This window comes from Caballeronia sp. LjRoot34 (genome assembly GCF_964253815.1).
In the GTDB taxonomy this organism is placed as follows: Bacteria; Pseudomonadota; Gammaproteobacteria; order Burkholderiales; family Burkholderiaceae; genus Caballeronia.
In genome coordinates this window covers 2,872,886-2,899,420 of the sequence record NZ_CAXUSB020000001.1, presented here as the reverse complement: position 1 = coordinate 2,899,420, position 26,535 = coordinate 2,872,886, and the positions used below count along the sequence as shown (strand labels likewise).

The following is a 26,535-nucleotide window of genomic DNA, read 5'->3' as shown; positions in this document are numbered from 1 at the left end:
GTGTGGCGCAATGGGCGGCTCAATTCTACGGGGAAACCCTTTTGGGGAAATTGCGACTGACACAGCCGCTTTCATTGCCCCGATAATGCAAGCACGATGTAACGCGCATGAAACATTTTTCGACCTTGACGATCTCACGCAGATCGATGGGTCCTGCCGAACGACGAGGACGATATGGATCTGGCGATGATGTTTGGAGTGTTCATTTTTGGAACGTTCGGCGCCGGCACACTGCTGTTCTTATACAAGCTGCGACCGTGACGCAGATGTGACGCAGTCAAACAAAAAGCCCGTTCTTACAACGGGCTTTTTTATTTTTTACAAAAATATTCGTTTAACCAAACGATTTGCTTTCGATGGCGAAAGGCCTACGCAAAGGCTTGGCGCTGCTTTTGGTGACCGGCATAATCGGCCCGGTTTGCTTGGCCATTTGCTGCGCCGCCGCGGCTATGCGCCTGTCGTCAATAACGAAAGAGGATCGACGCGTGACTTTGTGGTTTCTGATTTTTCTGAGCGTACTCCAGGGTGTGACTGAATTGTTCCCGGTCAGCAGTCTTGGACATACGCTTCTGGTGCCCGGCCTGATCGGGATGCACATCGATAAACACGCGCCGCAGTTGTTGCCGTTCCTGGTCGCGTTGCACCTCGGTACGGCGCTCGCGCTGCTGTGGTATTTCCGCAAGCGCTGGATTGCGCTGATCAAGGGGTTTATCGGATCGCTGCGTGGCCGCAAAAACGCTGACGGCCACATGATGTGGGCGCTGATCATTGGCACGATTCCGACGGGTATCGTCGGGCTGGTGCTTGAAAAGCGGCTCGAGGCACTGTTCCACGATCTGCGGATTGTCGCGGCGGCGTTGATGGTGAACGGCGTGCTGTTGTGGGTCGGCGACCGGCTGACGCGTGCGCGCGCCGAGCGTTCGCCTGAAGACCTCACGTTCAAGCAGGCGTTCCTGGTTGGTCTTGCGCAGATCGGTGCGCTGATTCCGGGGTTTTCGCGCAGCGGACTGACGATTATCGCGGGCGTCGGCGCCGGAATGAGTTCCGAGAAAGCGGCGGAGTTCTCGTTCCTGCTTGGCACGCCGATCATCTTCGCCGCCGGCGTACTCGAATTGCCGAAGCTGTTCCACGCACCAGATCAACTCTTCGATGCCGTCCTCGGTGGCGTGCTGACGGGAATCGCGGCGTACTTGAGCGTGCGTTTCCTGATGCGTTACTTCGAAGGCCGCGGCCGGCTGGCGGCTTTCGGCTTGTATTGCGTCGTCGCGGGCGCGTTCTGTCTTGGCTGGTTCATGCTGCATCCGCAACCGGTTTAAAGCAGGTTTACAGCAGGCTTAAACCGCATTGAAGCGGGCGAGGTTTCGGAATGAGGCCTCGCATCCTTTCGATGAGGTAAAATCCCGGATCACCTGCAACGCGGCAGTAGCTCAGCTGGATAGAGCATCGGCCTTCTAAGCCGAGGGGCGGGGGTTCGAGTCCCTCCTGCCGTACCAGAACCTCGGGTTCGTCTCAACGCCTCGGGCGGGCGAAACCGCAGCATCGCGTGATGTTTAGCAGGGCGCGCTCACGCGCCCCTCCACGCTTCAAAAGGCGTTCCGCCTACTGCGCGGTCAGCGCGCTCTGGTCCCGCCACACGTTGTCCTTCACCGTCACCGCTTTCGGAATCAGCTTCGCGCGATAGAACGTATCTGCCACGCCCTGCTGGGTCGCGACAATTTTCTCATCGATCGGCGTAGCGGCATACGGTACCCGGCGTATCCACGTCTCCACCAGTCCCGCATCAAGCCCGATTTTCGGCGCGAGCAACGCCGCCGTGTCCGCCGGATGCTGTGTGACCCATGCGCCGGTCGTGCGCAACTGATCGATCACGGCACGCACCGCCTGTGGATTTTGGGTGGCGAAGCTGCGCGTGGCCTCGTAGAAATTGAACGGTTTCGGCAACCCGGTGTAGTCCGCGAGCGTGTGCACGGTCAACGCCTTTTGCGCGGCGGCGTAATACGGGTCCCAGACGATCCATGCATCGACATCGCCGTTTTCGAAGGCCGCGCGGGCGTCTGCGGGCGCGAGATAAACCGGCTGGATATCGTCGAGTTTCAAGCCCGCTTTCTGCAGTATGGCAAGCAGCAGGAAGTTCGAGCTTGATCCCTTTTGCAACGCGATGCGCCGGCCTTTCAGCTCGGCCAGCGAATGGATCGGTGAATTGGGTTTGACGAACAGCGCTTCGTTGGTTTCTCCGCCCGGCTCTGCGCCGACATAAACGAAATTCACGCCCGCAGCCTGCGCAAAAATGGGCGGCGGCGCGCCGGTGTAGCCGAAATCGATGTTGCTTGTATTGAGCGCCTCGAGCAATTGCGGCCCGGCGGGAAACTCATACCAACTGACGGTATAGCCGAGCGGCTTGAGTTTTTGTTCAAGCGAACCCTGGGCCTTGAGCACGGCAAGCAGGCCGGCCTTCTGAAATCCGATCCGCAATTGCTTCGCGGGCGCACTCGCCGCGTTTTGTGCCGACGCGGACAGCGGCAACAACGTGAACGCAGCAGCGACCCATAACGCTGATAAAGACAACGACGAACCCAGCCTTTTCATGGAAATTTCCGTGGGAGAAGAGATAGCGACGATATCGTCGACCATAGCGGCGATGGGTTTGCGCGTCGAATAAGCGATGCTTCGAAGCTAATGACGGAATTCGAAAAACGGAAATGCGACAGCGGTCGACAACAAAAAAGGCAGCCGAAGCTGCCCTTGATTCATGTCGGGTTGCGAGAAATCTATGGCGTGAGTTGCCGGCACAAAAACACCAGCGTGAGCAATGCCCCGATCCAGAACACGCCGCCTATTGCGGTCATCACGCGCGGCCAGATTGGCGGCTGCGTAGCGCCGCGCGGATCGGGAACATAGGAGCACCCTGACCACTCGGACCGTTCGGGCCGTCTGGCCAGCATCCGGTCCATCGCTATGAGCCCTTTGGGCATCGTGATCGCACACGCGATAATGGCGATGCACAGCCACTCGTAGAGCGTGGGTGTCTGGGCGGTAGCGAGAAGGGTCGGCATGATCGGATTTGAAGCGTAGTCGACAAGCTTTCGATCCTAGTTTTCCGTCTCCAGTGCGACTATCAGACGCTTCTGAGATAGTTCCTGGTCGCTCTGAAAAACAGAGCACATGGCCATTCGGCGGGCGTTCGCCGCTTGCAAAGTCCTTGTGCCCTCATGCTATCCTCGACGCCAGATGATCGTGATTTATCAGTCGATCCTGAGCGTTTCTGACTTTTTTGAAACGTGGTTATGGCAATCGTCGCCAATGCAGTCATATCGATCCTGCGGCGATCTTGGTGATGTCGCTGATCTTGCCGAAATTCAATATCAATACCAACGAGGGAGAGTGTTTCATGTCATACCCATCTCGCGCGCTCAAACGCGTCTCCGTGCAATTCGCCGTGAAACTGGTCGCAAGCAGTGTCGTGCTTGCCAGTGGCGCGGCGCACGCGGCCAACCTCGGGTTTCTCAACAACACGCCGATTACCTACATGAAGCAGCGCGACTTGCAGGTGCTCAACAACGCGGCGCACTCGGCGCTCGACACCAAGCAGGACGGAGAGTCGCTCGACTGGAACAACGAAGGCGCGGGTAATCCGGTTGCGGTCAACGGCACGATCACGCCGTCGGATACGAAGAAAGACGGCGACCGTACGTGCCGCAAGCTCACCATGGTGGCTCACGCCAAGGGCCAGACGCAGACCTGGGCTCCCACCGTCTGCAAGCCGGACGGCGGTAAATGGGCATTGTTGAAACAGTGACCTGTTTTAACCAGCCCGAAGTTTCCTGTCACGCGGTATCGCGAATCCGGAAGGCCGCTTAAATGGCGGACCGGACGGTTTCGTGCGGCGTCGTGATTCTTAACACGCAAGGGGACGTGTTGCTGTGCCACGCGACCGAGACGTCGCACTGGGATATTCCGAAAGGCCAGGGTGAGGCGGACGAACGACCCGTGGAAGCGGCGTTGCGGGAACTCGTGGAAGAGACGGGGATCGTGCTGAATGCGGATCGGTTGAAGGATCTGGGGCGGTTTGTTTATCGCCGCGACAAGGACCTGCATCTGTTTGCGGTGCGAGTGACCGACGACGAAGTGAAGCTTGAAGAGTGCGTCTGCGAATCGTATTTTCCGCGTCGCCGGGACGGCGCGATGATCCCCGAAATGGATGCGTACAGATGGGTCACGCCGGCTGATGTCGATCAGTACGCAAGCCGCAGCCTCGCGCGCCTGTTCCAGACCACGCTGTCGCTGACTGAGCTGCACCAGACGCTCGCATGAGCCGGAAGGCTTGGGCGTGCGTCGTGTCGCGGGTCGCCATTGATCGGCGCTGGCTGCTTGGCCAATGCTAGTTTTCGGAGGCGTGGTCGTTCGGATTGGCGAACAACGCTCTCATTTCTGGCGACAGAGGGAACCGCAAGTTGATGTTATCGGGGGGAATGGCTTGCATGAACCACTGGTCGTAGAGTTTTTCGGCTTCGCCTGAGCGCTCCATGTCGGCAATCACGTCATCGGCCAGTTTCTTGAAGACCGGGTCGCCCTTGCGCATCATGCATGCGTAGGATTCGTGCGCGAGCGAGTCGCCCGTGACCATGTACTCGTTTTGGGCCGGACCTTCCTGGGCTATTTTTCCGTACAGCAACGGATCATCCATCACGAACGCCACGGCGCGGCCGGTTTTCAATGCATCGAAACCTTCTGCGTGGTCTTTCGCGCTGAAGATTCGCAGATCGAGTTTCCGGTTCAGCGACAGTTCCCGCAGTAGCTGTTCGTCGGATGTGCCTGCTGTGGTCGATACAGTCTTGCCGGCAAGATCGGCGTAGTTGGAAATGCCGGATTTTTGCTTTACCGCCATCCGGATGCCGTAGCTGAAGAAACTGTTCGAGAACGCGACCAATTGCTCCCGGTCACGAATGTGGGCGGTCGATCCGCACTCCAGGTCGATCTGGTGATTTACCACATACGACAATCGGTTCGCCGACGTGATGACGACCGTGCTCACGGCAAGCCGCGGTGTTTGCAAGCGGCGCCTGACTTCGTCGACTATCTTGAGCGCAATGGCCTGTGAATAGCCGATAGGCTGTCCGTTCGCGTCGAGATAGGAGAAGGGCACCGACGACTCGCGCACGCCGAGAACAATGCTGTTGTTCTCGGCGATCTTGCGTAACGTAGGCGAGGACAGGTCGACTGTGCCCGCGAAAGCCGTTTGCGCCGCGACCAGCAGCGCGAACGCGCACGACATGCGAGACGTGCGTGACACGTGCCACGCGCGGACGAACGGCCTTGGCAAGGTGCGTTGCAAAGGATCCCCCAACAACAATGAGCGTGCGTACGTTCGGCGGAATGCGCCGATGGCTTTAGGCCGGCTTGGTCCAGCTATCGCGCAGGCTGACGATGCGATTGAACACCGGCATGCCGGGTTTCGAATCGATACGGTCGGCGACGAAATAGCCGTGGCGTTCGAACTGGTAGCGATCTTCGGCGTTTGCCTGGCGTGCGCCCGGTTCGAGATAAGCACGCACGATGCGCTTCGAGTCCGGGTTCAGCGCATCAAGAAACTCCGCGCCGCCTGCGCCGGGTTGCGGTTCTTTGAAGAGGCGGTCATAGATCCGCACTTCGGCTTCGTACGCGCCTTCTGCGCTGACCCAGTGAATGGTGCCCTTGACCTTATAGCCGTTTGCGCCTTCCGTGCCGGACTTGCTATCGGGGAAATACGTGCAATGCACGGCCGTGATGTTGCCGTGCTCGTCCTTATCCGCTCCGGTGCATTCCACGACGAAGCCGTACTTCAGCCGCACCTTGTTGCCCGGGAACAAACGGAAATAGCCTTTCTTCGGTGCTTCCTGGAAGTCCTCGCGCTCGATCCACAATTCCCTTGAAAACGGAAATTCGCGGGTGCCGCGCTCAGGATGATGCGGGTGAACCGGCGCGCTGCATGTTTCGCTCGTGCCTTCCGGATAGTTGTCGATGATCAGTTTCAGCGGGTCCAGCACCGCGATTGCACGGGGCGCCTTTTCGTCGAGATCGTCGCGCAACGCGCCTTCCAGCACGCTCATGTCGATCCACGAATCCACCTTCGTCACCGCCACGCGGTCGCACATGAGCCGGATGCTTTCCGGCGTGAAACCCCGACGCCGTACTCCAACGATAGTTGGCATGCGCGGGTCGTCCCAGCCGTCGACGTGATTTTCCGTCACCAGTTGCAGCAGCTTGCGTTTGCTGGTGATCGCGTACGTGAGGTTCAGGCGGGAGAATTCGATTTGCTGCGGCAGCGGACGCGTGAACTTGCCGTCGTCGGCGAGTTGATTCAGGAACCAGTCGTACAGCGGACGGTGATCTTCAAACTCGAGCGTGCAGAGTGAATGGGTGATGTTTTCGAGCGCGTCCGATACACAATGCGTGTAGTCGTACATGGGGTAGATGCACCATGTGTCACCGGTCCGGTAATGATGCGCAAAACGAATCCGGTAGATCACGGGATCGCGCATGTTGAAATTCGGCGATGCCATGTCGATTTTCGCGCGCAGCACGTGCTCGCCTTCCTTGAACTCGCCTGCTTTCATGCGGCGGAACAGGTCGAGGTTCTCTTCCGGCGTGCGGTCGCGGAACGGTGAATTCTTGCCGGGCTCCTGGGCCGAGCCGCGTGTGAGGCGCATCTCTTCGGCCGACTGGCTGTCTACATAAGCCTGGCCGCGTTCGATCAGCAGCTCGGCGAATTCGTAGAGTTTGTCGTAGTAGTCGCTGGCGAAGTACAGGTGTTCGGTGCCGTCTTTGTTCCAGTCGAAGCCGAGCCATTTGACGGCGTCGATGATGGAATCGACGTATTCGACGCTTTCCTTTTCCGGGTTCGTGTCGTCGAAACGGAGGTGGCAGACGCCGCCGTAATCACGCGCGATGCCGAAATTGACGCAAATGCTCTTCGCATGGCCAATGTGCAGATAGCCATTTGGCTCGGGCGGAAAACGTGTTTCGACCCGCTGCGACCATTTGCCGTTGCGATTGTCTTCGTCAATGATATTGCGGATGAAATTGTTTACCGCCGGGGCGTCGTTGCGATCGGTGTTCATGCGAGAAAAAGGAGAGCGGACGAGGGCGCTAGCGTTGAAGACCTGCGGCTTGCGTTCGGTAAGACTTATCTGGTCTTTCGATTCTACCTTAGCGAGAGGGTCAGGACAGCGCAGGCCGGGATTTTGCCGCGATGTGCGGCGTGGCTGCGACATCCCGGAGCCTCGCGGGTAGATGTTTGGTTGTTGTTTGGTTGCGGTGCGGTTGTAACCAGGCCACGGCGTTTTCAACGCTGGTTGTATCCAGCGTAACGGGACGTAAATCGAATTGTCGGCGTTGAGGGGAGGATTTTAAGATAGCCTCGCGTTCCGAAATAATGAAATTGAAAGGTTTTGGATGCAGATGGTATCGACGATAAAAAGGACAATTTCATCATGGACAAGATCACGCGGGTTTCTTTTCAGGTTGCACGGGTCGCGGCAATTGGGGTGTTTATCGCTTCGCTTTCGGCCTGTGCGGTGAGCCGTACGCAGGCGCACGCGGGTATTGGGGCGGCTGCCGGCGGGGCATTGGGTTATGTGCTGACGGGTGGTCCGATTGGGACGGTCGCGGGCGCGGCGGCGGGCGGGTTGATCGGGGCTGGAACGCGATAGGCCGCTCAATATGCGCAGACCTTGTCAATCGGAGCGGGAAGACGAAGGCCAGGAAATCGTTGCTAGCTTTTGCAGTTGCTCACGAAAGTATGCCTCGTATTCCGCCACAACCTCTGATTTCCTCGTATTAGCCACGATAAGTTGAATTGCCTCACGTAGCTGCCGGTCGGTCGCTCCAGCCTTTTGGTACATGCTCAACGACAGCACGGCATAACTGGGCAGTTTGAGTGGACCATCTGCGGCGCGCGCTGGATCCATAGCCGCAACTCGCGCTCGGGCTGCTAGTTGAGCGATCGAGATTGCGCGAGATGTTGTATCCACCGCCGTTGAGAATGCTACAAAGTCTGCTGGCGTTAGGTCATTCGTTGTATTTGACAAGCCCAATTCCGCACGCATACAAGCTGGTACATCCAGCGATAGTGCGTGTTCGTTAAATCGACCTGCGGCTTTGCGCCTTGGGTTAGCGCGGGTGGATCGAGCAATGCCGTACATTTGCTGCCCGTGGCAAAGAAATATTGACGTACAGCGTCTGCTCTGATCCGTTCATAGCCCACGCGGATTTGTCGCTCAAGCTTTTCGAGCTTTACCTGTTGTTTCGCCACCTGCTCGTCCACGGCCGCCTTTTGGTAAAGCGGTATCACGGTGAAAAAGAACGCGCCTATCGTCGCTGCTGCAAGGATGATTTGCGCAACGTTTCCTCCGAGCGAAACAATTTTCTCGAGATTCTCAACTTTCAATGTAATTTCTTTAGCTCCAACTATCGTGAGAGCTCCAACTATCGTGAGAAACGGATCCAGAACCCCCGACAAATTATGACTCGGTTGCGTGGTTTTTTATTTTGAAAAGAGGATTTTACTAAGATGGATTTCTAGCATCGCCGGCCTTCTTCGTTGCCGGGCGCCGGACGCTATACGTTCCCGTATAATCGTTGATCCTTAATCTCTGGCTCCCGGCGCCGCGCGTAGTGTATCGATTCGCGCCGCTGCCGTACAAAACAGCAGACCCGCACGCCATGAAAGCCGCCGACATCCGCGAGAAATTCCTCAAGTTCTTTGAATCGAAGGGCCACACGATCGTCCGCTCGTCGAGCCTCGTGCCCGGCAACGATCCGACGCTCCTGTTCGTCAACTCCGGCATGGTCCAGTTCAAGGACGTCTTCCTCGGCACGGAGAGCCGGCCGTATTCGCGCGCCACGACCTCGCAGCGCAGCGTGCGCGCCGGCGGCAAGCACAACGACCTCGAAAACGTCGGCTACACGGCCCGCCATCACACGTTCTTCGAAATGCTGGGCAACTTCTCGTTCGGCGACTATTTCAAGCGCGACGCCATCCACTATTGCTGGGAACTGCTGACCAAGGTCTACGGCCTGCCGCCGGAAAAGCTCACGGTCACGGTCTACCAGGAAGACGACGAAGCGTTCGCCATCTGGGAAAACGAAATCGGCGTACCGAAGGAACGGATCATCCGGATCGGCGACAACAAGGGCGCGCGCTACGCATCGGATAATTTCTGGACCATGGGCGACACCGGCCCGTGCGGCCCGTGCTCGGAAGTGTTCTACGACCACGGCCCGGAAATCTGGGGCGGCCCGCCGGGATCCCCGGAAGAGGACGGCGACCGCTTCATCGAGATCTGGAATCTCGTGTTCATGCAGTTCAACCGCGACGTCCAGGGCAACATGACGAAGCTGCCCAAGCAGAGCGTCGATACCGGCATGGGCCTCGAACGCCTCGCCGCGGTGCTCCAGCATGTGCACAGCAACTACGAGATCGATCTGTTCCAGACGCTGATCAAGGCCGCCGCCCGCGAAACCGACACGCCGGATCTCACCAACAACTCGCTGAAGGTGATCGCGGACCATATTCGTGCATGCTCGTTCCTGATCGTCGACGGCGTGATTCCCGGCAACGAAGGCCGCGGTTATGTGCTGCGCCGGATCGTGCGCCGCGCCATCCGCCACGGCTACAAACTCGGCCGCAAGGGCGCGTTTTTCCATAAGCTCGTGGCCGATCTGGTCGAGGAAATGGGCGCGGCCTACCCTGAACTCAAGGACGCGCAAACGCGCGTGACGGACGTTCTGCGGCAGGAAGAAGAACGTTTCTTCGAGACAATCGAACACGGCATGTCGATGCTCGAAACAGAACTCGCCACGCTCGACGCCAAGGGCTCCAAGCAACTGGACGGCGAACTCGCGTTCAAACTCCACGACACATTCGGCTTCCCGCTGGATCTGACCGCGGACGTTTGCCGCGAGCGCGGCATCACGGTCGACGAAGCTGCGTTCGACGAAGCCATGGCACGTCAACGCGAGCAGGCTCGTTCGGCCGGCAAGTTCAAGTCGGCGCAAGGCCTGGACTACGCGGGCACGAAAACCACGTTCCACGGCTACGAAAACGAAATCTTCGACGACGCCAAAGTGGTCGCGCTCTACGTGGACGGTGGTTCGGTGAAGGAAGCGCAGGCCGGCCAACAGGCCGTCGTCGTGCTCGATCACACGCCGTTCTACGCCGAATCGGGCGGTCAGGCGGGCGATCAGGGCGTGCTCGCGAACGCGGTGGTGCGCTTCGCGGTCGTCGATACCCTCAAGGTCCAGTCCGACGTCGTTGGCCATCACGGCACGGTCGAGCAGGGCACGCTGAAAGTAGGCGACGTAGTGAAGGCGGAAATCGATACGGTTCGCCGTCTGCGCACCGCTCGCAATCACTCGGCCACGCACTTGATGCACAAGGCGCTGCGCGAAGTGCTCGGCGCTCACGTGCAGCAAAAGGGTTCGCTCGTCGATCCGGACAAGACCCGCTTCGACTTCGCGCACAACGCGCCCATGACCGACGAGCAGATTCGTCGCGTGGAAGAAATCGTCAACGCCGAAGTGCTGGCGAACGCGCCGGGTATCGTGCGCGTGATGCCGTATGACGAGGCCGTGAAGGGCGGCGCGATGGCGCTGTTCGGCGAAAAATACGGCGACGAAGTGCGCGTGCTCGACCTCGGTTTTTCGCGTGAACTTTGCGGCGGCACGCACGTGCATCGCACGGGCGACATCGGCTTGTTCAAGATCGTGATGGAAGGTGGCGTCGCGGCAGGGATTCGACGTGTGGAAGCGATCACCGGCGACAACGCCGTGCGCTTCGTGCAGGAACTCGATGCGCGGATCAACGCGGCATCGGCGCTGCTGAAGGCGCAGCCGTCCGAACTCACGCAGCGCATCACGCAGGTTCAGGAGCACGTGAAGGCGCTGGAAAAGGAACTCGGCGCGCTGAAGTCGAAGCTTGCATCCAGCCAGGGCGACGAACTCGTGTCGCAGGCGGTTGAGATCGGTGGCATCCATGTGCTGGCGGCGCAGTTGCCGGGCGCGGATAGCAAGACGCTGCGCGAAACCGTCGATAAATTGAAGGACAAGCTGAAGAACGCAGCCATCGTTCTGGCAGCCGTCGATGGCAACAAGGTCAGCCTGATTGCAGGCGTGACAGCGGAGGCATCGAAGAAGGTTAAAGCGGGGGATCTGGTGAACTTCGTCGCGCAGCAAGTTGGCGGCAAGGGCGGCGGACGGCCGGATATGGCGCAAGCGGGCGGCACCGAGCCGGAGAACCTGGAAGCGGCACTGGCCGGCGTGAATGACTGGGTGAAGGGAAAGCTCTAAGCGTCTAGCTGCGTCTAGCCGCGTTTAACTTGCTACGCGCTTCAATGTTTTGAAAAAGCCCGTTCTGCTGCGATAGAGAACGGGCTTTTTTTCGTCCACGAAAAAGGGGTCGCTACGCGGCCTTGAAAGGCGAATGCCGCAGCAAGCATCCGCGAAAACCGCAAGCAAAACGACAGGTACGCGACTTGCCATGCTTTGGTCAGCGCAGGCACGAAGCCTTGTGCATCGACTACGAAAGGAACCTGTCTCATGAATCGAAAACTCGTCACACTCGTCGCTGCTTCTTCGATGTTTTTCGCCACGGGTGCCGTCTACGCCAAAGGATGTCTGGAAGGTGCGGCAGTAGGCGGCGTGGCGGGCCACGTTGCGGGCAAGCACGGCGCGGTGGGCGCAGCCGGCGGTTGCGCGATCGGTCATCACGAAGCAAACAAGAAGGACAAGAAGGCGCAGCAGGCTGCGGGATCTGATCAACCCGCCGGAAAATAAATCGCAAAGCGGTCAGCGAACAGGGGACAAACAGACACGGGCTTGGCGGTTATTGACGTCTCCGCGTGTTCACGCTCGAAACGTTAAAATGACGGCCACACTCACCTTCGTCTTGGCCACCCTGACCGCATGCAACATTTCGCCTCCGACAACTACGCCGGCATCTGCCCCGAAGCGCTCGCCGCGCTGATCGAAGCCAATAACAGCGGCCACGAGCCGGCCTACGGCGACGATTCCTGGACTCAAGGCGTGTGCGACCGCATCCGCGACCTGTTTCAGACCGACTGCGAAGTCTTCTTCGTCTTCAACGGCACGGCGGCCAATTCACTGGCGCTCGCATCGCTCTGCCAGTCGTATCACTCAGTGATTTGCCACGAGCTCGCGCACATCGAAACCGATGAATGCGGCGGCCCCGAATTCTTCTCGGGCGGTTCGAAATTGCTGACGGCGCCGGGTATCGACGGAAAGCTTACGCCGGATGCTATTGAAGCCATTGTCACGCGTCGCGCTGACATTCACTATCCGAAGCCCAAGGTCGTCACGCTGACGCAGTCCACCGAAGTGGGCACCGTCTACAGCGTGGAAGAAGTCCGCGCGATCGCAGCGATCGCGAAACGCCGTCATTTGAAGGTGCACATGGACGGCGCACGGTTTGCGAACGCGGTTGCGTCGCTGAATGTGCATCCGTCGGAAATCACGTGGCGCGCGGGTGTCGACGTGCTGTGTTTCGGCGGCACGAAGAACGGCCTGCCGGTCGGCGAGGCAGTGATTTTCTTCGATAAGGCGCTGGCCGTCGACTTTGCGTATCGGCTGAAACAGGCGGGGCAACTGGCGTCGAAGATGCGGTTTATCTCGGCGCCGTGGCTCGGCTTGCTCAATAACGATGTCTGGCTGCGCAACGCACGCCATGCAAACGCCATGGCGCAATTGATGGCCGCGCGGCTGGAAGGCATAGAAGGCGTGAAGGTGATGTTCAAGCCGCAAGGGAACGCGGTGTTCGCCGAGCTGCCGCCGGCTGTTGCGCAAGCGCTGCGCAACAAGGGCTGGAAGTTTTATCAGTTCATCGGCTCGGGCGGCTGCCGGCTGATGTGTGCGTGGGACACGCTGCCGGAAACGGTGGAGCAGTTCTCCGCCGAGATCCGCGCGCTTTGCTCGGTCCACTGACTTTTCGAGTCTCCGGAATCACACCATGATCGAATACCAATTCTGTCCACGCGATGCCAATCAGCTGGTCGAACGCACCGACGAAAGCCACGAAGGCGGGCGCGTGCGACTCGCGTGTCCGGACCCGGAATGCGGCTTCGTGCACTGGAATAATCCGCTGCCCGTGGTCGCGGCGATCGTGGAGTACGAGGGCAAGATCCTGCTCGCGCGCAATGCAGCGTGGGTCGAGGGCATGTTCGCGCTGATCACGGGTTTTCTCGAGAACGGCGAGACGCCCGAGGAAGGCATCGCGCGGGAAGTGCTTGAAGAAACGTCGCTGGTCGCGCAGTCGGTGGAACTGGTCGGCGTGTACGAATTCATCCGCAAGAACGAGCTGATCATTGCGTATCACGTGAAGGCGAACGGGACCATCAGCCTGTCGCCGGAATTGCTTGAATATCGTCTGGTCGAGCCGGCGAAGCTCAGGCCGTGGCGCGCGGGAACCGGCCATGCCGTGGCCGAATGGATGCGCCGGCGCGGCCTGGCCGTGGAATATGTGGACCGGCCGGGGCAGTAGCATCCGTCAAGCCCGCACGAACCATGCGTCCGCGCGGATTGACGGACTCCCGCCGGACTCCTAACATGCCTGACGCCTCACTCAACCGCGGACACTCGTCATGGCCTTCATTTTCTACGTTACCCACATCCACCTCGGTTACGACGCACTCGCTATGCTCGACAGCGAATGTACGCGCGTCGGCATCAAGCGGCCGCTGATCATCACGGACAAAGGCGTCCTGGCCGCGGGGCTGGTGTCGCAAACCGTGCAGGCGCTGAACCTGGATGCGGGCGCTGTTCCCATCTTCGACGAAACCCCGTCGAACCCGACCGAAGCGATGGTGATGAAAGCCGCCGCGCTTTACAAAAGCGAAGGCTGCGATGGCCTGATCGCCGTGGGCGGCGGTTCGTCCATCGATCTGGCGAAGGGCGTCGCGATCATGGCGACCCATCCGGGAACGCTGACGGAGTACGCGACCATAGAAGGCGGCAGCAACAAGATCACCGCTGAGGCCGCCCCGCTGATCGCCGTGCCGACCACCTCGGGCACCGGCAGCGAAGTGGCGCGCGGGGCAATCATCATTCTCGCCGATGGCCGCAAGCTCGGCTTTCACTCATGGCATTTGTTGCCGAAATCGGCCGTTTGCGATCCGTCGCTGACGCTGGGCTTGCCGCCCATGCTCACCGCTGCAACGGGCATGGACGCGATCGCGCATTGCATCGAAACGTTTCTCGCCCCGGCGTTCAATCCGCCCGCTGACGGTATCGCACTGGATGGGCTTGAGCGCGCGTGGGCGTCTATCGAGCGGGCGACGCACGATGGCCAGGACCGCGATGCGCGCCTGAACATGATGAGTGCGTCGATGCAGGGCGCCATGGCGTTCCAGAAGGGTCTGGGCTGCGTGCATTCGCTCTCGCATCCACTGGGAGGTTTGGTCGTGAACGGGCGCACCGGGCTGCATCACGGCACGCTGAATGCGGTCGTTCTGCCGGCCGTGCTGCGCTTCAACGAAAGCGCGCCGAGCGTGGTGGCCGACAAGCGTTTTGCACGGATGCGCCGCGTGATGAATCTCGCCGCCGATGCTGACATCGCCCAAGCCGTCCACGACATGACCGAGCGTCTCGGCCTGCCGACGCGCCTGTCGCAAATGGGTGTCGAGCAGGACATGTTCGACAAGGTGATCAAGGGTGCGCTTGCCGATCATTGTCACAAGACCAATCCGCGCGAGGCGAGTGCGGACGATTATCGGCGGATGCTGCAGGAGTCGTTCTGATTCATGAGCCGCCCTGTCCCGACGACGCGCGCGGATTATCCGCATTTCCTGTCGATCAATACGCGCTGGTCCGATAACGATCTCTACGGCCACGTGAACAACGTGGTGTATTACAGCTACTTTGATACCGTGGTGAACGAGTATCTGATCCGGCACGGCGCGCTCGATCTGGAGGTGGGCAAGACGATCGGGCTCGTGGTGGAAACGCATTGCAGCTACTTCGCTTCGCTGGCGTTTCCAGAACGTATCGATGCCGGTCTGCGCGTGGCCCAGATCGGGGCCACGAGCGTGCGCTACGAAGTGGGTATCTTCAGCGCGGGTTCCGAGCGACCCGCGGCGCAAGGGTATTTTGTGCACGTTTATGTCGATCGCGATACGCGCCGTCCGGTTGTCTTGCCCGAGACGCTCGTCGCGGCGCTCAAGCCGCTCATTAGCGTTGTCACCGTTGTTACCGGGTAGGTTCGCGTAACGTGACCTCGTTCGTTCAGTGGTTCGCGATCAACCTTCTGAATGGAGTGAGCGTCGGGTTGCTGCTGTTCATGCTGTCGGCGGGATTGACGCTGATCTTCAGCATGATGGGCGTGCTCAACTTCGCTCACGCGAGCTTTTATATGCTCGGCGCATATGTGGGTTACGCGCTCGCGGCGCATGGGGGCTTCTGGTTTGCGCTGGTTGTTTCACCGCTGCTTGTTGGCGCGCTAGGCGGGTTATTCGAGCGGTTTTTATTGCGCCGGATTGAAACACGCGGTGCGCTTGCCGAGCTTTTGCTGACGTTCGGTGCGGCGTATCTGATCGCTGAAGCCGTGAAGCTGGTCTGGGGTCTTGCGCCCATCAACGCTGTTATTCCTTCTGCTCTCGATGGCCCGTTGTTCACGTTTTACGGCGCCGCTTTCCCGCGTTATCGCGCGTTCATGATGGGGGTATCGCTGGCCATGTTGCTGGCTCTGTACGCTGTGCTGCGGGTCTCGCGAATAGGGCTGGTGGTGAGAGCTGCGCTCACGCATGCGGCGACTGTCGAGACGCTTGGGCACAATGTGCCGCGTGTGTTTACGCTTGTCTTTGCGACTGGCACGGCGCTCGCCGCGTTGGCCGGTGTGATCGGTGCGCCGTTGTTTGTCATCGAACCTTCGATGGCCGAGAACATCGGACCTATCGTGTTTGTTGTCGTGGTAGTCGGGGGGCTGGGGTCGGTGGGCGGCGCGCTCGCAGCATCGCTTTTGATTGGCTGCGCGCAGACGTTTGCCGTCGGCACGACGTTGTCGCTTGGTGGCATTGCCCAGTTGGCTGGCGCTGTGTTGCCGCCTGCGTGGGCGTCGTTGAGCGTCGCGCAGATCGCGCCCGTGCTGCCGTATGCGCTGCTTGTCGCGATGCTCGCGCTGCGTCCTCGCGGGCTGTTTGGCCAGCGTGGCGACGACGATGCTTAACGTGCGTGTTTCTTCACGTCAGGCGCTTCCGTGGCTCTTGCTCGTGGCCGGTCTTGCGTTGCCGCCGGTCTTTACATCGCAGAGCTGGCTGCTCGCCTATCTCGCGCAAACCGCGACCATGATCGTGTTTGCGCTCTCGTTCAATCTGCTGCTTGGCGAGACAGGGTTGCTGTCTTTTGGTCATGCTGTGTACGCGGGTCTTGGTGCGTTCGCCGCTGCGCAGATCTTCAATCGATTCGCCGTGCCGCTGCCTTTGTTGCCGTTGGTCGGTGGCGTGTCGGCGGCGCTTGTGGGTGTTGTGTTCGGCTTCTTTTCAACACGTCGCGCCGGCACGACCTTCGCAATGATCACGCTCGGTATTGGCGAGCTGGTTGCAGCAGGTGTATCGCTCGTGCCCGGTTGGTTCGGCGGAGAAGGTGGCATTTCCATCGATCGGGCGAGCGGTCCGGCCATTTTGGGCTTGAACTTCGCGCCCTCGATCCAGGCTTATGCGTTGATCGCCGGATGGTGCGTGCTGGCGTGTATCGCGATGTTCGTGTTCTCGCGCACGCCGTTCGTGCGGGTGGCGAACGCAGTCCGCGATAACCCCGTGCGTGCTGCGGCCATCGGTTTCGATCCGCAGCGCGTGCGCTTCGCAATGGTAATTGTTGCGGCGTTTTTCGCGGGCGTGGCGGGCGGGCTGGGGCTCATCAATATCGAACTGGCATCGGCGGAAGGGGTGGGGCTGGCGCGTTCGGGAAGCGTGCTGATTGCAACGGTGATCGGTGGGGTGGCTACGTTTTTCGGACCGGTGTTGGGAGCCGTGGTGCTCACGTTTTTCAGCGTGGCAGTGGCTAATGTATCGCCCGCATGGGGGGCCTATCTTGGGCTGTTTTTTGTGTGGGTCGTGGTGGTGGCGCCTAAGGGCCTGATGGGGTTTATCGCTGCACGATCACGCGAGGGTTACGTGGCTATCGCGTTCGCGTTGTGCGCTTTTGCCGCGTGGCTGTTGGCGATCGTCATTGCCGTAGAACTCGCCTACGCGCTGCAATTCGATAGTCATGGCGACGGCTTGGCGCACATCGCCGGTTTTCTTCTCGATGGCCGGCATGCCATTCCCTGGGGCTGTGCGTTCTTCAGCGCTGTACTTGCCGTTGTATTCACACGGCAAGCCCGGAGCACACGATGACCACCGCGCTTGAACTAAAGCGCATCACCAAGCGGTTCGATGCAACGCAGATTCTTCGCTGCGTCGATCTGAGCATTCGCCAAGGCGAGCGTCATGCGTTGATCGGTCCCAATGGCGCCGGCAAGTCCACGTTGTTCGACCTGATCTCGGGGCGCACGCAACCGACGAGCGGCCACATTGCGTTGAACGGCGTTGACGTGACGGGGATGCCGGCTCATCGACTGGGACGCAAAGATCTCGCGCGCAGCTTCCAGACAACAAGCGTGTTCACGGGTCTAACCGTTCGCGACAATGTTCGTTGCGCGGTCCTCGGTTCCCGTACGGCGACGTGGAAGGACCGATGGTTCCGTTCGCGCGTGATCGACGAGGAGACACATCGGGTGATAGCTGCTATCGGCTTGCTTGATCGTAGCGATGCACTTGCCACCCGCCTCAGCTATGCGGAGTTGCGCGCGCTCGATCTGGGCCTTGCGCTTGCAACAGGCGCATCCGTGCTGTTGCTCGATGAACCCACCGCAGGCATGAATCGCGCGGAAGCTGCTCGTGCACTCGCATTGATTCGCGAGACAACGCAGGGCAAAACATTGCTGATCGTGGAGCACGATATGGACGCGGTGTTTGCACTCGCCGACCGCATTTCAGTGCTTGTGCAAGGCCAGATTATCGCAACGGGAATGCCCGCTGACATCGCTGCGGACCCGATGGTTCGCGCCGCGTATCTCGGCGAAACGCCATGACAACACTGCTTGAAATCGACGGCCTGAATGCATGGTATGGCACAAGTCACGTGCTGCACGGCGTGAGTTTGCGTATCGGCGAAGGCGAGATCGTGGTCTTGGCAGGACGCAACGGTTCGGGACGTTCGACACTCGCGAAAGCACTGATGGGACTGGTGCACGCGCAAGGAGTGGCGAACTTTCGCGGGGTATCGGTGCTGGGGAAACGTCCTTATGCAATCGCCCGCATGGGTATGGGCTACGTGCCCGAACAGCGCGATGTCTTCCCGACGTTGAGCGTGAGAGAAAACCTTCAGCTCGGCATGAAGCGGGGTGGATCACGTTTCACCATCGGCGACGCGGAGCAACTTTTCCCTGCGTTGCAAGAACGCGCGGCCGTGAAGGCGGGGATGTTGTCGGGAGGCGAACAGCAAATGCTGGCGCTTGCCCGGACGTTAATGGGTGATCCATCGTTCGTGATCGTCGATGAACCGACGGAAGGACTTGCGCCACAAGTCGTGGCGCAAGTCTCTTCCTGCTTGAAACAGCTGGGGGAGCGAGGTGTGGCGATTCTGTTGATCGAACAACGCATGAGCATTGCGCGTGAGCTGGCTACGCGCGTCGCCGTCATGGGTCACGGTGCGATTGTCTTCGACGACACGCCCGACGCGCTTGCCGCGAACGAGCGCGTGATCAACGAATGGCTCTCCGTCAGCGGTTAACTGACGAAGTTAAGTCACGACGCCTTGCTATCCCTCTCCACGATCCATTCGTGCTTCGGATCGTTTTTAAAGTGCCAGGTCCGTTTGTCGCCGGCCATCACGTTCAGGTAGTAATTGTCGTAACCATACGGCACCACGACAGGGTGATAACCGCGCGGCACCATGACGACGTCGTGATCTTCAACGGCCATGGTTTCATCGAGATCGCGTTCGTCGGTATAAACCCGCTGGAAGGCAAACCCTTGCGGCGGATTCAACCGATGATAATAAGTCTCCTCAAGCGAACTCTCGACCGGCACATTGTCCGTGTCGTGCTTGTGCGGAGGGTAGCTTGAAGCGTGACCACCGGGCGTCCTTACCTCGACTACAAGCAAACCTTCTGCGGGTTCGGTTTGCGGAAGAATATCGCAGACGTAGCGCGTATTCGCACCTTTGCCGCGGGTTGAGCGTGTCATCTGTGATGGCTCGATCAACCGTGCCGGATACTTGCCCGTAGCGGGCGCGCTCGCCACACCGATCTCCGCATCGCGATCCGCCCGTATAGTCGCGGCGAGCTTGGGCGGCAGATAAACCGCGTAGGGCGCGGTATCCTCGAACACGCTGTCGCGCGAGCCGAGTTTCTCCCATTTATGCTCACCGGCTTCTATGCTCACCGTCCCCGACAACACGACAATGCACACTTCGCGCTGCGCTTCATGCACATGCACGATGTCACCAGTTTCCAGCCGATAGGCCGCGAAGCCCACGTGTTTCCATAAGGCAGTTTCGGGTGTGACACGCGCGATGGTCTGGCCTTCGCGCGATGCCTTGACGAGCAGGCTCATGCTGCCTCCTGAAGTGTTTGATCGACGAGCGCGCGCAGCGTCTTGTAGCCTTTTTCGGCATACGCATAACTGGTGGCAATGACGGGATCCTGCTCCGCTTCGACCACCAGCCAGCCGCGATAACCCTGCTGTTTCAATCGGGCGATGATCGATGGAAAGTCCACCGTGCCGTCGCCGGGAACGGTGAACGCGCCGTTGATCACCGCTTCCAGGAAGCTCCAGTTCCGGTTCCGGGCAAGCTTGATGATTTCTGGCCGGACATCCTTGCAATGCACATGGCAAACACGCGCGATGTGTTTGTTGAGAACCGTCAGCGGATCGCCGCCGGCGAACGTAATGTGACCGGCATCGAAAAGCAGGCCCACGGCTTCGTTGGTGAGGCTCATCAGGCGATCGACGTCCGCAGGCGTTTCCACATACGCGCCCATGTGATGGTGATAGGCCACCCGGACGCCGCGAGAGAGCGTGTATTCAGCGAAGGTGTTCAGGCGTGTGGCGTACTCGTTCCAGCGATCATCGGAGAAAAAACGCGGTCGCTGATACAGCGGCCGCGGCGCGCCCTGGATAGAGTCTGAGACTTCACCGTAGACCATGACTGTCGCGCCGTTTTTCGCAAGCAGGTCGAGATGCGGGCCCACGGCCGCGATCTCGTCTTCCGCGCTGTGCTCGGCGAGCCGTCCGGAATACCAGCCGGAGACGAGCGCGAGGTCATATCCGGCGAACAGCGTTTTTAACGCTTCCGGTTCGCGGGGGAATTTGTTGCCGAGTTCAAACCCTTCGTAGCCGATCTGCTTGCCTTCGGTCAGGGCCGCGCTTAGTGGTGTTTCACCTCCGAGCGAGGGCAGGTCGTCGTTCATCCATGACAGCGGATTGATGCCGATCCGTACATCGAACGTGCTCATCGCTTATTCCTTCGTGCGCTTCGAACGCGCCGTGATTTCATGTTCATAGTTTGCGCGCGCCGAGCGCACCGCTTCACGCGATGACACTTCCGGCACCGCCACTTCCCACCACCAGCCGCCTTCTTCTGTGGGACGCGCCGGATCGGTGTCGATGCTGATCAAGTACGAGCGGGTGGAGGCACGTGCGCGTTGCATCGCGGCTTCGAGCTCATCGATATTCGCAACATGTTCAGCGCTCGCGCCGAGCGAGCGTGCGTGCATCGCGAAGTCGATAACGGGAGCGCCTTCGGGGCCCTGGCGGCAATCGTCGATCAAGTTGTTAAACGGAGCGCCGCCGCACGCTTGCTGCAAGCGGTTGATGCAACCGTATCCGCGATTGTCGAGCAGTACCACGATCAGTTTGGCCCCAAGCATCACCGACGTAGCCAACTCGCTGTTCATCATCAGATAGCTGCCGTCGCCGACAATCACGATCACTTCACTTGCCGGCCGCGCGAGTTTCGCGCCGAGACCGCCGGCGATTTCGTAGCCCATGCACGAGTAGCCGTATTCGACGTGATAACCGCCCGGTGTGCTCGTGCGCCATAGTTTTTGCAGATCGGCGGGTAACGTTCCTGCCGCGCAAACCACCACGTCATGCGCCGCCGATTGCGCGCTAGAGCGCTGCACTGCACCGATCACGTCGGCTTCGCGCGGCAACGTGTTGTCGTCTTGATGCGCGTTCGTTACCTGGTCGACGGTGGCACGCCAGCTATCGGCAAGTTCATGCGCACGTGCGGTCCACGGCGGCGACGCGCGCCAGTCGCCGAGCGCTGCGCTTAACGCACCGAGGGCGAGACGCGCATCGGCTTCGACCGATAAAGCGCCTTGTTTCAGGGCATCGAATGCATTTGCGTTAATGCCAACCAGCTTGGCCTGTGTGAATAGCGTGTTCGATCCGGTCGTGAAATCCTGTAGCCGGGTGCCCACCGCGAGCACGCAATCCGCTTCGTGCGCGAGTGCGTTGGCCGCGTCCGATCCCGTCACGCCGATACCGCCAAGATTCAGCGGATGGTCCCATGCGAGCGCACTTTTTCCGGCTTGCGTTTCGGCAACGGGGATGCCGTGGCGCTCGGAGAAAGAACGCAATGCATCGGTTGCGAGGCCGTAAAGCACGCCACCGCCCGACACGAGCAAGGGCTTTTTAGCCGCGCGCAATGCAGCGGCGGCCTGCGCGATTTCTTCATCGACCGGGGAGGGCGCGTGGAACGGAACCACACGCGGTTCGAAGAACGACGCGGGGTAGTCATAGGCCATCGCCTGCACGTCCTGCGGCAGCGCGAGGGTCACCGGTCCGCACAATGCGGCGTCTGTGAGCACCCGCATGGCGCGCGGCAACGCAGTCAGCAATTGCGCCGGATGCACGATGCGGTCGAAGTAACGCGAGACGGGTTTCAATGCATCGTTCGCGGAAATACCGCCATCGGCGAAATCTTCTACTTGCTGCAAGACCGGATCGGGGGCGCGCGATACGAACACATCGCCGGGTAGCAACAACACTGGCAACCGGTTCACGTGCGCAAGCGCCGCGGCCGTCACCAGGTTGGTCGCGCCCGGACCAATGGACGTGGTCACCGCCATCATGCGGCGTCGAAAATGTGCCTTTGCATAGGCGATAGCCGCGTGCGCCATCGCCTGCTCGTTATGCGCGCGGTAGGTCGGCAACGTCTCGCGATGCGCGTACAACGCCTCGCCAATACCCGCCACGTTGCCATGCCCGAAGATCGCGAAGACGCCGCCGAACAGCGGCTCGCCGTCCGGCGTTTGCTGCGCGGCGAGATAGCGGACCAGCGCTTGCGCGGTGGTTAAACGAAGCGTGCTGTTCATGCTGCCTGCTCCTGCGTAAGCGCTTGCGTGGCGTTCTTTGTCCGTGCCGCGCGCCATGCATCGATCAGCGTTTCAAATGTCCGTCGAACCCGCGCGATGAGTTCAGCGTCGTCGATGGAACCCGCCAGCCACGCGTGGCTCGGCTCGTGAAAGATCGTCCTGCCGACGGTGAATCCACGGCACGTCTTCGATAAAGCCGCCGGCTTGAAGCCCTCGCACAGTTGATCGACAGCGGCGGACAAGCCCAGCAGCACGACTCCGCGGCACGCCGGATCGCGCTCGGCAATCAGTGCATCGACAGCTTGCCACTGCGCCGCGCTCATGGGTTCGAGCTTCCACCACTCGGGATAGATGCCAAGGTTATAAAGCCGTTTCAACGATCGCAACGCTGTATCTTCATCGATCGGCGGACCGTTCTTCGGTACGATGATTTCGAGCAATAACTCGTGCCCGCTGGCCTGAACCGCGTCGTATAGCGCGCGAATCTGCGCTTCCTGTTCTAGGCGGAGATCGTGCGGATGATCGGGATGATAGTGAACCAGGCACTTCGCCACATGCTCGCGTGGCCACTCGATCAGCGTCGTGCCTATTGATCGGCCATGATCGAAGACAAGTGGCATGGAGCCGGGCAATTCCACGGGCCGTCCGATCCACCATCCACGACCCGTCGCCGCGTTCAACGCATCCTGGCCATAGCGGTCATCGATCAGTACACCGATGCGTCCTTCCAGGCCGCGTTCTTTTTCCGTTTGCGCCACGGCCTCCACGAACAAGGCTTTGAGCGCAGCAATGCGCGATTCATCTGCGCCGGTTTGCTGCGCGAGATCGAAGAACTGGTTGCGATGATCGAAGGCAAAACCGAGCACTTCATCCCATGTTTTTCGAGCTGGCGTGACACGATGCAGGCGCGCGAGCGTTGCGTCGCGATCGGGCCTGCGCATGCGGATAGGGTCGGCGTGCGCGGCATCGAGGAAGTAGGTGAGTTCGGCGGGCGTCGGCATGGCGGGCGCGCAGCCATGACGCGATACGACAAGCCCACCGCATGCATTCGCCGTGCGCGCGCAGACTTCGAGCGATTCGTCTCTTAACCATCCGGCGAGGAAGCCGGACGCGAACGCATCGCCCGCGCCGAGCACGTTCAGCACCTCCACTTCAACGCCGCGATAAACCGGCGCATCATCGATGGAAACCGGCACGTCGCCATCGATGATCGAGCAGCCCATCGGCCCGCGCTTGACCACGAGCATGGCGTCCGTCACGGCGCTAACGGCTGCGAGTGCGTCGATCAAATTGTCCTTGCCGCCTGCAATCCGAAACTCTTCTTCGGTGCCGATCACAAGATCGATCAACGGCAGGATGCTTTGCAGATGCGCGGTCACGCCCTCGTTCGCGATGAACCGCGTCTCGCCATCTGCCTTGCCGGTGAGTCCCCAGAGTACCGGCCGATAATCGATATCGAGCACCGTGCGAACCTGGTTGCGGCGCGCGTACTCGAGCGCGCGGCGGCTCGTGCGGTTGACCTGATCGGTGGAGAAATGCGTTCCCGTAATCAGCAGCGCTTTCGATGAAGCGATGAACGCCTCGTCGAAGTCGTTTTCATCGACGGCCATGTCCGCGCAGTCATCGCGGTAAAACACGAGCGGGAACGTATCGCGGTCTTCTATGCCGAGCAGCACCAAGCCGGTCAGCCGGTCATGATCGATGCGCACGTGGCTGGTATCGCAGCCCTCGCGCTCCAGTGTCTCGGTGAGAAAACGGCCCATGTGGTCGTTGCCAACGCGCGAGAGCATCGCCGATTTGAGGCCGAGCCTCGCGCATCCGAACGCAATATTCGCCGACGATCCGCCGAGATATTTCGCGAAGCTCGACACGTCTTCGAGCCGTGCACCGACTTGCTGCGCGTAGAGATCGACCGCGAGCCGCCCGAGGCACACGATGTCGCGAGTTCGCCCGGTTGCGAAGCGCGATCCGGTTGATGATTGCAATGCCATGTTCGATCCTGTTCTGTAGATGACGAAAACCGCCGCGGCGGCGCGTGCCGGCTCAAGCCGGCGCGCCCTCGAGTTCGTTCATCATTTCCTGCATTTCGGCGCCGCCCGCCATCATGTCGAGTACTTCGTTCTTGGTGATCGTGTCTTTCGTAAACGTACCCATCGACTTGCCGCGATTGAGTAGCGTGAACGAATCACCGATGGGATACGCGTGGTGTACGTTGTGCGTGATGAAGATCACGGAGATGCCTTTCGCGCGCGCCGTGTGAATCAGCTTCAGCACGTTAAAGCTTTGCTTCACGCCGAGCGCTGCAGTGGGTTCATCGAGGATCAGGACGCGCGCGCCGAAGTGGATCGCCCGTGCGATAGCGAGACATTGTTTTTCGCCGCCGGACATCGTGCCAATGGGTTGATGCGCGTCCCGCACGTTGATGCCCATTTCGGAGAGCCGCGCACGCGATGTTTCCGCGGCGAGATCCAGGTCCATCACGTTGATAAAGCCGAAGCGCTTTTTCTGCGGCTCGCGTCCCATGAAGAAGTTACGCGCTACCGACAGCAACGGTACCAGCGCGAGATCCTGATAGACCGTCGCAATGCCCAGATCGAGCGCTTCTTTCGGCGAGCCGAAGCGGACCGGTTTGCCATCGACGAGATACTCGCCGGAAGAGGGCGTATGGACGCCCGCCAGCGTCTTGATCAGGGTCGATTTGCCGGCACCGTTGTCGCCGAGCAGGCAATGCACTTCGCCGCGTTTGAGACGTAGCGTGACGCCGTTCAGCGCGATCACCTTGCCGAAAAACTTGCTGACGTTTTCCAGCGCGAGGATGGTGTCTTCGGGCGCGGGCGGTGCACTCTGGATGGGATCGGACATGACTTTTCCTCCTTGCTTATTGAGCCTGTCTATTGAGCTTGTGAGACGCGGCGGCGCACGTAGTGATTGAACAGCACGGCGATCAGCAGCATCATGCCGAGGAACACGCGGAACCAGTCAGAGGGCACGCTGGTGTAGCCAATGCCGATCTGGACCACGCCGAAGATGAGCGCGCCGAAACACGCGCCGATTACCGAGCCATAGCCGCCCGTGAGCAAGGTCCCGCCAATCACCGCGGCGATGATCGCCTCGAATTCCTTTTCGAGGCCCCGGTCTGCCGCAGCCGAACCGATGTCGCACACTTGCAGTACAGCAAACAGGCACGCACAGAACGCAGTCAGGACAAACAGCGAGATCTTCACGCGCCGCACCGGCACACCGACATTCTTGGCCGCCACGGCGTCACCGCCGGCCGCAAAAATCCAGTTGCCGAAACGGGTCTTCGCGAGGACGAACGCGCCAATGGCGGCGAGCACGACCCACCAGATGATCACTTTCGGAATACCCGGTACGAGCGGCTGGCCGTTGTCAAGCATCTTCAGGATTCCTACGTGCCCGAGCCACACGAATAAATCGCGGAGGGCGACGCCATGGAAAAGGGTATTGGCAAGCCAGTCTTTGGCGGCAATGTCGCCTACGCCGGAAACGATTGTGCGGTCGGCGAACATGATCGACAGGGCGAGCGTCAGGCCACGCAGGATGAACAGAAAGGCCAGTGTGACGATGAACGACGGCAGCCGCGTGCGCATGACGATATAGCCGTTCAGCGCGCCGAGCAGCATGCAGCCCGCGAAGGCGAAAATGATCGCGAGCCAGATCGGCCAGTGGAAATATACGGTGGGAATGGCGACCATCATCCCGGCAAAGCCGATCATGGAGCCGATCGAGAGGTCGAACTCGCCGGCAATCATCAGCAGGCAGGCGCCGACGGCGAGGATGCCCAGATAAGCGGACACCTGCGACCAGTTCATGATGCCGTCAAGATTGAACATGCCCGAGCCGCCGGCAGCGATCCCGAACACGACAAAGACCAGTACGGCGCCGGAGATCGCGGCGAATTCCGGACGATTCAGGATGTGCCCGAAACGGGATTCGCGGCGGATACGCTCGTCGGCCGAGGCCGCTGCGGTGACGGTGGATGAGCTCGATGTCGCAACGCCGTCAGACGGCTTGCGATGTCCCGAGAGAATAGGTTTTCCGGCTACGCCCATGATGTCTCCTTCGTCTTTCATTCGCGATGCGGCGTTGGTTCACGGGGCGAACAT

At 60.1% G+C, this 26,535-nt stretch carries 26 protein-coding genes and 1 tRNA gene; 16 read left to right on the top strand and 11 right to left on the bottom strand.

Annotated elements, in window-relative coordinates; genetic code table 11:
• Positions 1–208: 208 nt before the first annotated feature.
• The 3 genes from ACSQ36_RS12985 to ACSQ36_RS12975 all read left to right on the top strand — a co-directional run bounded on the left by ACSQ36_RS12985 (position 209) and on the right by ACSQ36_RS12975 (position 1,493).
• Positions 209–535, top strand: coding sequence for a hypothetical protein (locus tag ACSQ36_RS12985; RefSeq protein WP_436182175.1), 327 nt, complete (start codon positions 209–211; stop codon positions 533–535).
• Positions 486–1,316, top strand: coding sequence for an undecaprenyl-diphosphate phosphatase (locus tag ACSQ36_RS12980; RefSeq protein WP_213767729.1), 831 nt, complete (start codon positions 486–488; stop codon positions 1,314–1,316). Before ACSQ36_RS12985 ends, ACSQ36_RS12980 begins: the two co-directional genes overlap by 50 nt.
• A gap of 100 nt (positions 1,317–1,416) precedes the next feature.
• A tRNA-Arg gene (locus tag ACSQ36_RS12975) sits at positions 1,417–1,493 on the top strand.
• Positions 1,494–1,599: 106 nt separating this feature from the next.
• Here the strand turns inward: ACSQ36_RS12975 and ACSQ36_RS12970 are convergent.
• Together ACSQ36_RS12970 and ACSQ36_RS12965 are read right to left on the bottom strand one after the other, a co-directional pair.
• Positions 1,600–2,586, bottom strand: a complete 987-nt coding sequence (locus tag ACSQ36_RS12970; protein ID WP_436182174.1) for a sulfonate ABC transporter substrate-binding protein — start codon at positions 2,584–2,586, stop codon at positions 1,600–1,602.
• Positions 2,587–2,768: 182 nt separating this feature from the next.
• Positions 2,769–3,053, bottom strand: coding sequence for a hypothetical protein (locus ACSQ36_RS12965; protein ID WP_436182173.1), 285 nt, complete (start codon positions 3,051–3,053; stop codon positions 2,769–2,771).
• Between the two features lie 335 nt (positions 3,054–3,388).
• Here ACSQ36_RS12965 and ACSQ36_RS12960 point away from each other — a divergent pair, with 335 nt between their 5' ends.
• On the top strand, positions 3,389–3,796 hold the full coding sequence (locus tag ACSQ36_RS12960; RefSeq protein ID WP_436182172.1) for an RT0821/Lpp0805 family surface protein: 408 nt from the start codon (positions 3,389–3,391) through the stop codon (positions 3,794–3,796).
• A gap of 62 nt (positions 3,797–3,858) precedes the next feature.
• Positions 3,859–4,311 carry an NUDIX domain-containing protein gene (locus tag ACSQ36_RS12955; protein WP_436182171.1) on the top strand — a complete coding sequence of 151 codons (453 nt, stop codon included), beginning with the start codon at positions 3,859–3,861 and terminating at the stop codon, positions 4,309–4,311.
• Between the two features lie 67 nt (positions 4,312–4,378).
• Here ACSQ36_RS12955 and ACSQ36_RS12950 read toward each other — a convergent pair whose 3' ends face one another.
• Together ACSQ36_RS12950 and ACSQ36_RS12945 are read right to left on the bottom strand one after the other, a co-directional pair.
• Entirely contained in the window at positions 4,379–5,272 is an 894-nt protein-coding gene (locus ACSQ36_RS12950; RefSeq protein WP_213767760.1) for a transporter substrate-binding domain-containing protein, read from the bottom strand.
• Between the two features lie 115 nt (positions 5,273–5,387).
• Positions 5,388–7,097, bottom strand: a complete 1,710-nt coding sequence (locus ACSQ36_RS12945) for a glutamine--tRNA ligase/YqeY domain fusion protein (protein WP_436182170.1) — start codon at positions 7,095–7,097, stop codon at positions 5,388–5,390.
• Between the two features lie 372 nt (positions 7,098–7,469).
• Here ACSQ36_RS12945 and ACSQ36_RS12940 point away from each other — a divergent pair, with 372 nt between their 5' ends.
• On the top strand, positions 7,470–7,688 hold the full coding sequence (locus tag ACSQ36_RS12940) for an ornithine acetyltransferase (protein ID WP_436182169.1): 219 nt from the start codon (positions 7,470–7,472) through the stop codon (positions 7,686–7,688).
• Positions 7,689–8,041: 353 nt separating this feature from the next.
• Here ACSQ36_RS12940 and ACSQ36_RS12935 read toward each other — a convergent pair whose 3' ends face one another.
• Positions 8,042–8,425 (bottom strand): hypothetical protein, encoded by a 384-nt coding sequence (locus ACSQ36_RS12935; RefSeq protein ID WP_436182168.1) that lies wholly within the window; start codon positions 8,423–8,425, stop codon positions 8,042–8,044.
• Between the two features lie 275 nt (positions 8,426–8,700).
• On the opposite strand from ACSQ36_RS12935, the gene alaS reads away from it, so the two are divergent.
• From alaS to ACSQ36_RS12885, 10 genes are all read left to right on the top strand, one after another.
• Positions 8,701–11,325 (top strand): alanine--tRNA ligase, encoded by a 2,625-nt coding sequence (alaS, locus tag ACSQ36_RS12930; RefSeq protein ID WP_436182167.1) that lies wholly within the window; start codon positions 8,701–8,703, stop codon positions 11,323–11,325.
• Positions 11,326–11,613: 288 nt separating this feature from the next.
• Complete coding sequence (locus ACSQ36_RS12925) at positions 11,614–11,811, top strand: hypothetical protein (protein WP_436183166.1); 198 nt, start codon at positions 11,614–11,616, stop codon at positions 11,809–11,811.
• A 129-nt stretch (positions 11,812–11,940) separates the two neighbouring features.
• Entirely contained in the window at positions 11,941–12,975 is a 1,035-nt protein-coding gene (locus tag ACSQ36_RS12920; RefSeq protein ID WP_436182166.1) for a threonine aldolase family protein, read from the top strand.
• A 25-nt stretch (positions 12,976–13,000) separates the two neighbouring features.
• On the top strand, positions 13,001–13,531 hold the full coding sequence (locus ACSQ36_RS12915) for an NUDIX domain-containing protein (protein WP_436182165.1): 531 nt from the start codon (positions 13,001–13,003) through the stop codon (positions 13,529–13,531).
• A 100-nt stretch (positions 13,532–13,631) separates the two neighbouring features.
• The gene (locus ACSQ36_RS12910; RefSeq protein WP_436182164.1) at positions 13,632–14,786 is read left to right on the top strand and encodes an iron-containing alcohol dehydrogenase; all 1,155 of its coding nucleotides are present in this window, start codon (positions 13,632–13,634) and stop codon (positions 14,784–14,786) included.
• A 3-nt stretch (positions 14,787–14,789) separates the two neighbouring features.
• Entirely contained in the window at positions 14,790–15,245 is a 456-nt protein-coding gene (locus ACSQ36_RS12905) for an acyl-CoA thioesterase (RefSeq protein ID WP_436182163.1), read from the top strand.
• Between the two features lie 11 nt (positions 15,246–15,256).
• Positions 15,257–16,210 carry a branched-chain amino acid ABC transporter permease gene (locus ACSQ36_RS12900; RefSeq protein WP_436182162.1) on the top strand — a complete coding sequence of 318 codons (954 nt, stop codon included), beginning with the start codon at positions 15,257–15,259 and terminating at the stop codon, positions 16,208–16,210.
• The gene (locus ACSQ36_RS12895; protein ID WP_436182161.1) at positions 16,203–17,378 is read left to right on the top strand and encodes a branched-chain amino acid ABC transporter permease; all 1,176 of its coding nucleotides are present in this window, start codon (positions 16,203–16,205) and stop codon (positions 17,376–17,378) included. The genes ACSQ36_RS12900 and ACSQ36_RS12895 overlap by 8 nt, the downstream gene beginning before the upstream one ends.
• The gene (locus ACSQ36_RS12890; RefSeq protein ID WP_436182160.1) at positions 17,375–18,115 is read left to right on the top strand and encodes an ABC transporter ATP-binding protein; all 741 of its coding nucleotides are present in this window, start codon (positions 17,375–17,377) and stop codon (positions 18,113–18,115) included. The genes ACSQ36_RS12895 and ACSQ36_RS12890 overlap by 4 nt, the downstream gene beginning before the upstream one ends.
• On the top strand, positions 18,112–18,816 hold the full coding sequence (locus ACSQ36_RS12885) for an ABC transporter ATP-binding protein (protein ID WP_436182159.1): 705 nt from the start codon (positions 18,112–18,114) through the stop codon (positions 18,814–18,816). Before ACSQ36_RS12890 ends, ACSQ36_RS12885 begins: the two co-directional genes overlap by 4 nt.
• A 14-nt stretch (positions 18,817–18,830) precedes the next feature.
• Here ACSQ36_RS12885 and iolB read toward each other — a convergent pair whose 3' ends face one another.
• The 6 genes from iolB to ACSQ36_RS12855 are packed head-to-tail and all read right to left on the bottom strand — an operon-like array spanning position 18,831 to position 26,502.
• Positions 18,831–19,640 (bottom strand): 5-deoxy-glucuronate isomerase, encoded by an 810-nt coding sequence (iolB, locus tag ACSQ36_RS12880; protein WP_436182158.1) that lies wholly within the window; start codon positions 19,638–19,640, stop codon positions 18,831–18,833.
• Positions 19,637–20,542, bottom strand: coding sequence for a myo-inosose-2 dehydratase (iolE, locus tag ACSQ36_RS12875; RefSeq protein ID WP_436182157.1), 906 nt, complete (start codon positions 20,540–20,542; stop codon positions 19,637–19,639). The genes iolB and iolE overlap by 4 nt, the downstream gene beginning before the upstream one ends.
• 3 nt (positions 20,543–20,545) lie before the next feature.
• Entirely contained in the window at positions 20,546–22,408 is a 1,863-nt protein-coding gene (iolD, locus tag ACSQ36_RS12870; protein WP_255631678.1) for a 3D-(3,5/4)-trihydroxycyclohexane-1,2-dione acylhydrolase (decyclizing), read from the bottom strand.
• The gene (locus ACSQ36_RS12865) at positions 22,405–24,399 is read right to left on the bottom strand and encodes a bifunctional 5-dehydro-2-deoxygluconokinase/5-dehydro-2-deoxyphosphogluconate aldolase (RefSeq protein WP_436182156.1); all 1,995 of its coding nucleotides are present in this window, start codon (positions 24,397–24,399) and stop codon (positions 22,405–22,407) included. The genes iolD and ACSQ36_RS12865 overlap by 4 nt, the downstream gene beginning before the upstream one ends.
• A 52-nt stretch (positions 24,400–24,451) precedes the next feature.
• Entirely contained in the window at positions 24,452–25,270 is an 819-nt protein-coding gene (locus ACSQ36_RS12860; RefSeq protein WP_213767709.1) for an ATP-binding cassette domain-containing protein, read from the bottom strand.
• Positions 25,271–25,299: 29 nt separating this feature from the next.
• On the bottom strand, positions 25,300–26,502 hold the full coding sequence (locus ACSQ36_RS12855) for an ABC transporter permease (RefSeq protein WP_436182155.1): 1,203 nt from the start codon (positions 26,500–26,502) through the stop codon (positions 25,300–25,302).
• Positions 26,503–26,535: the final 33 nt, after the last annotated feature.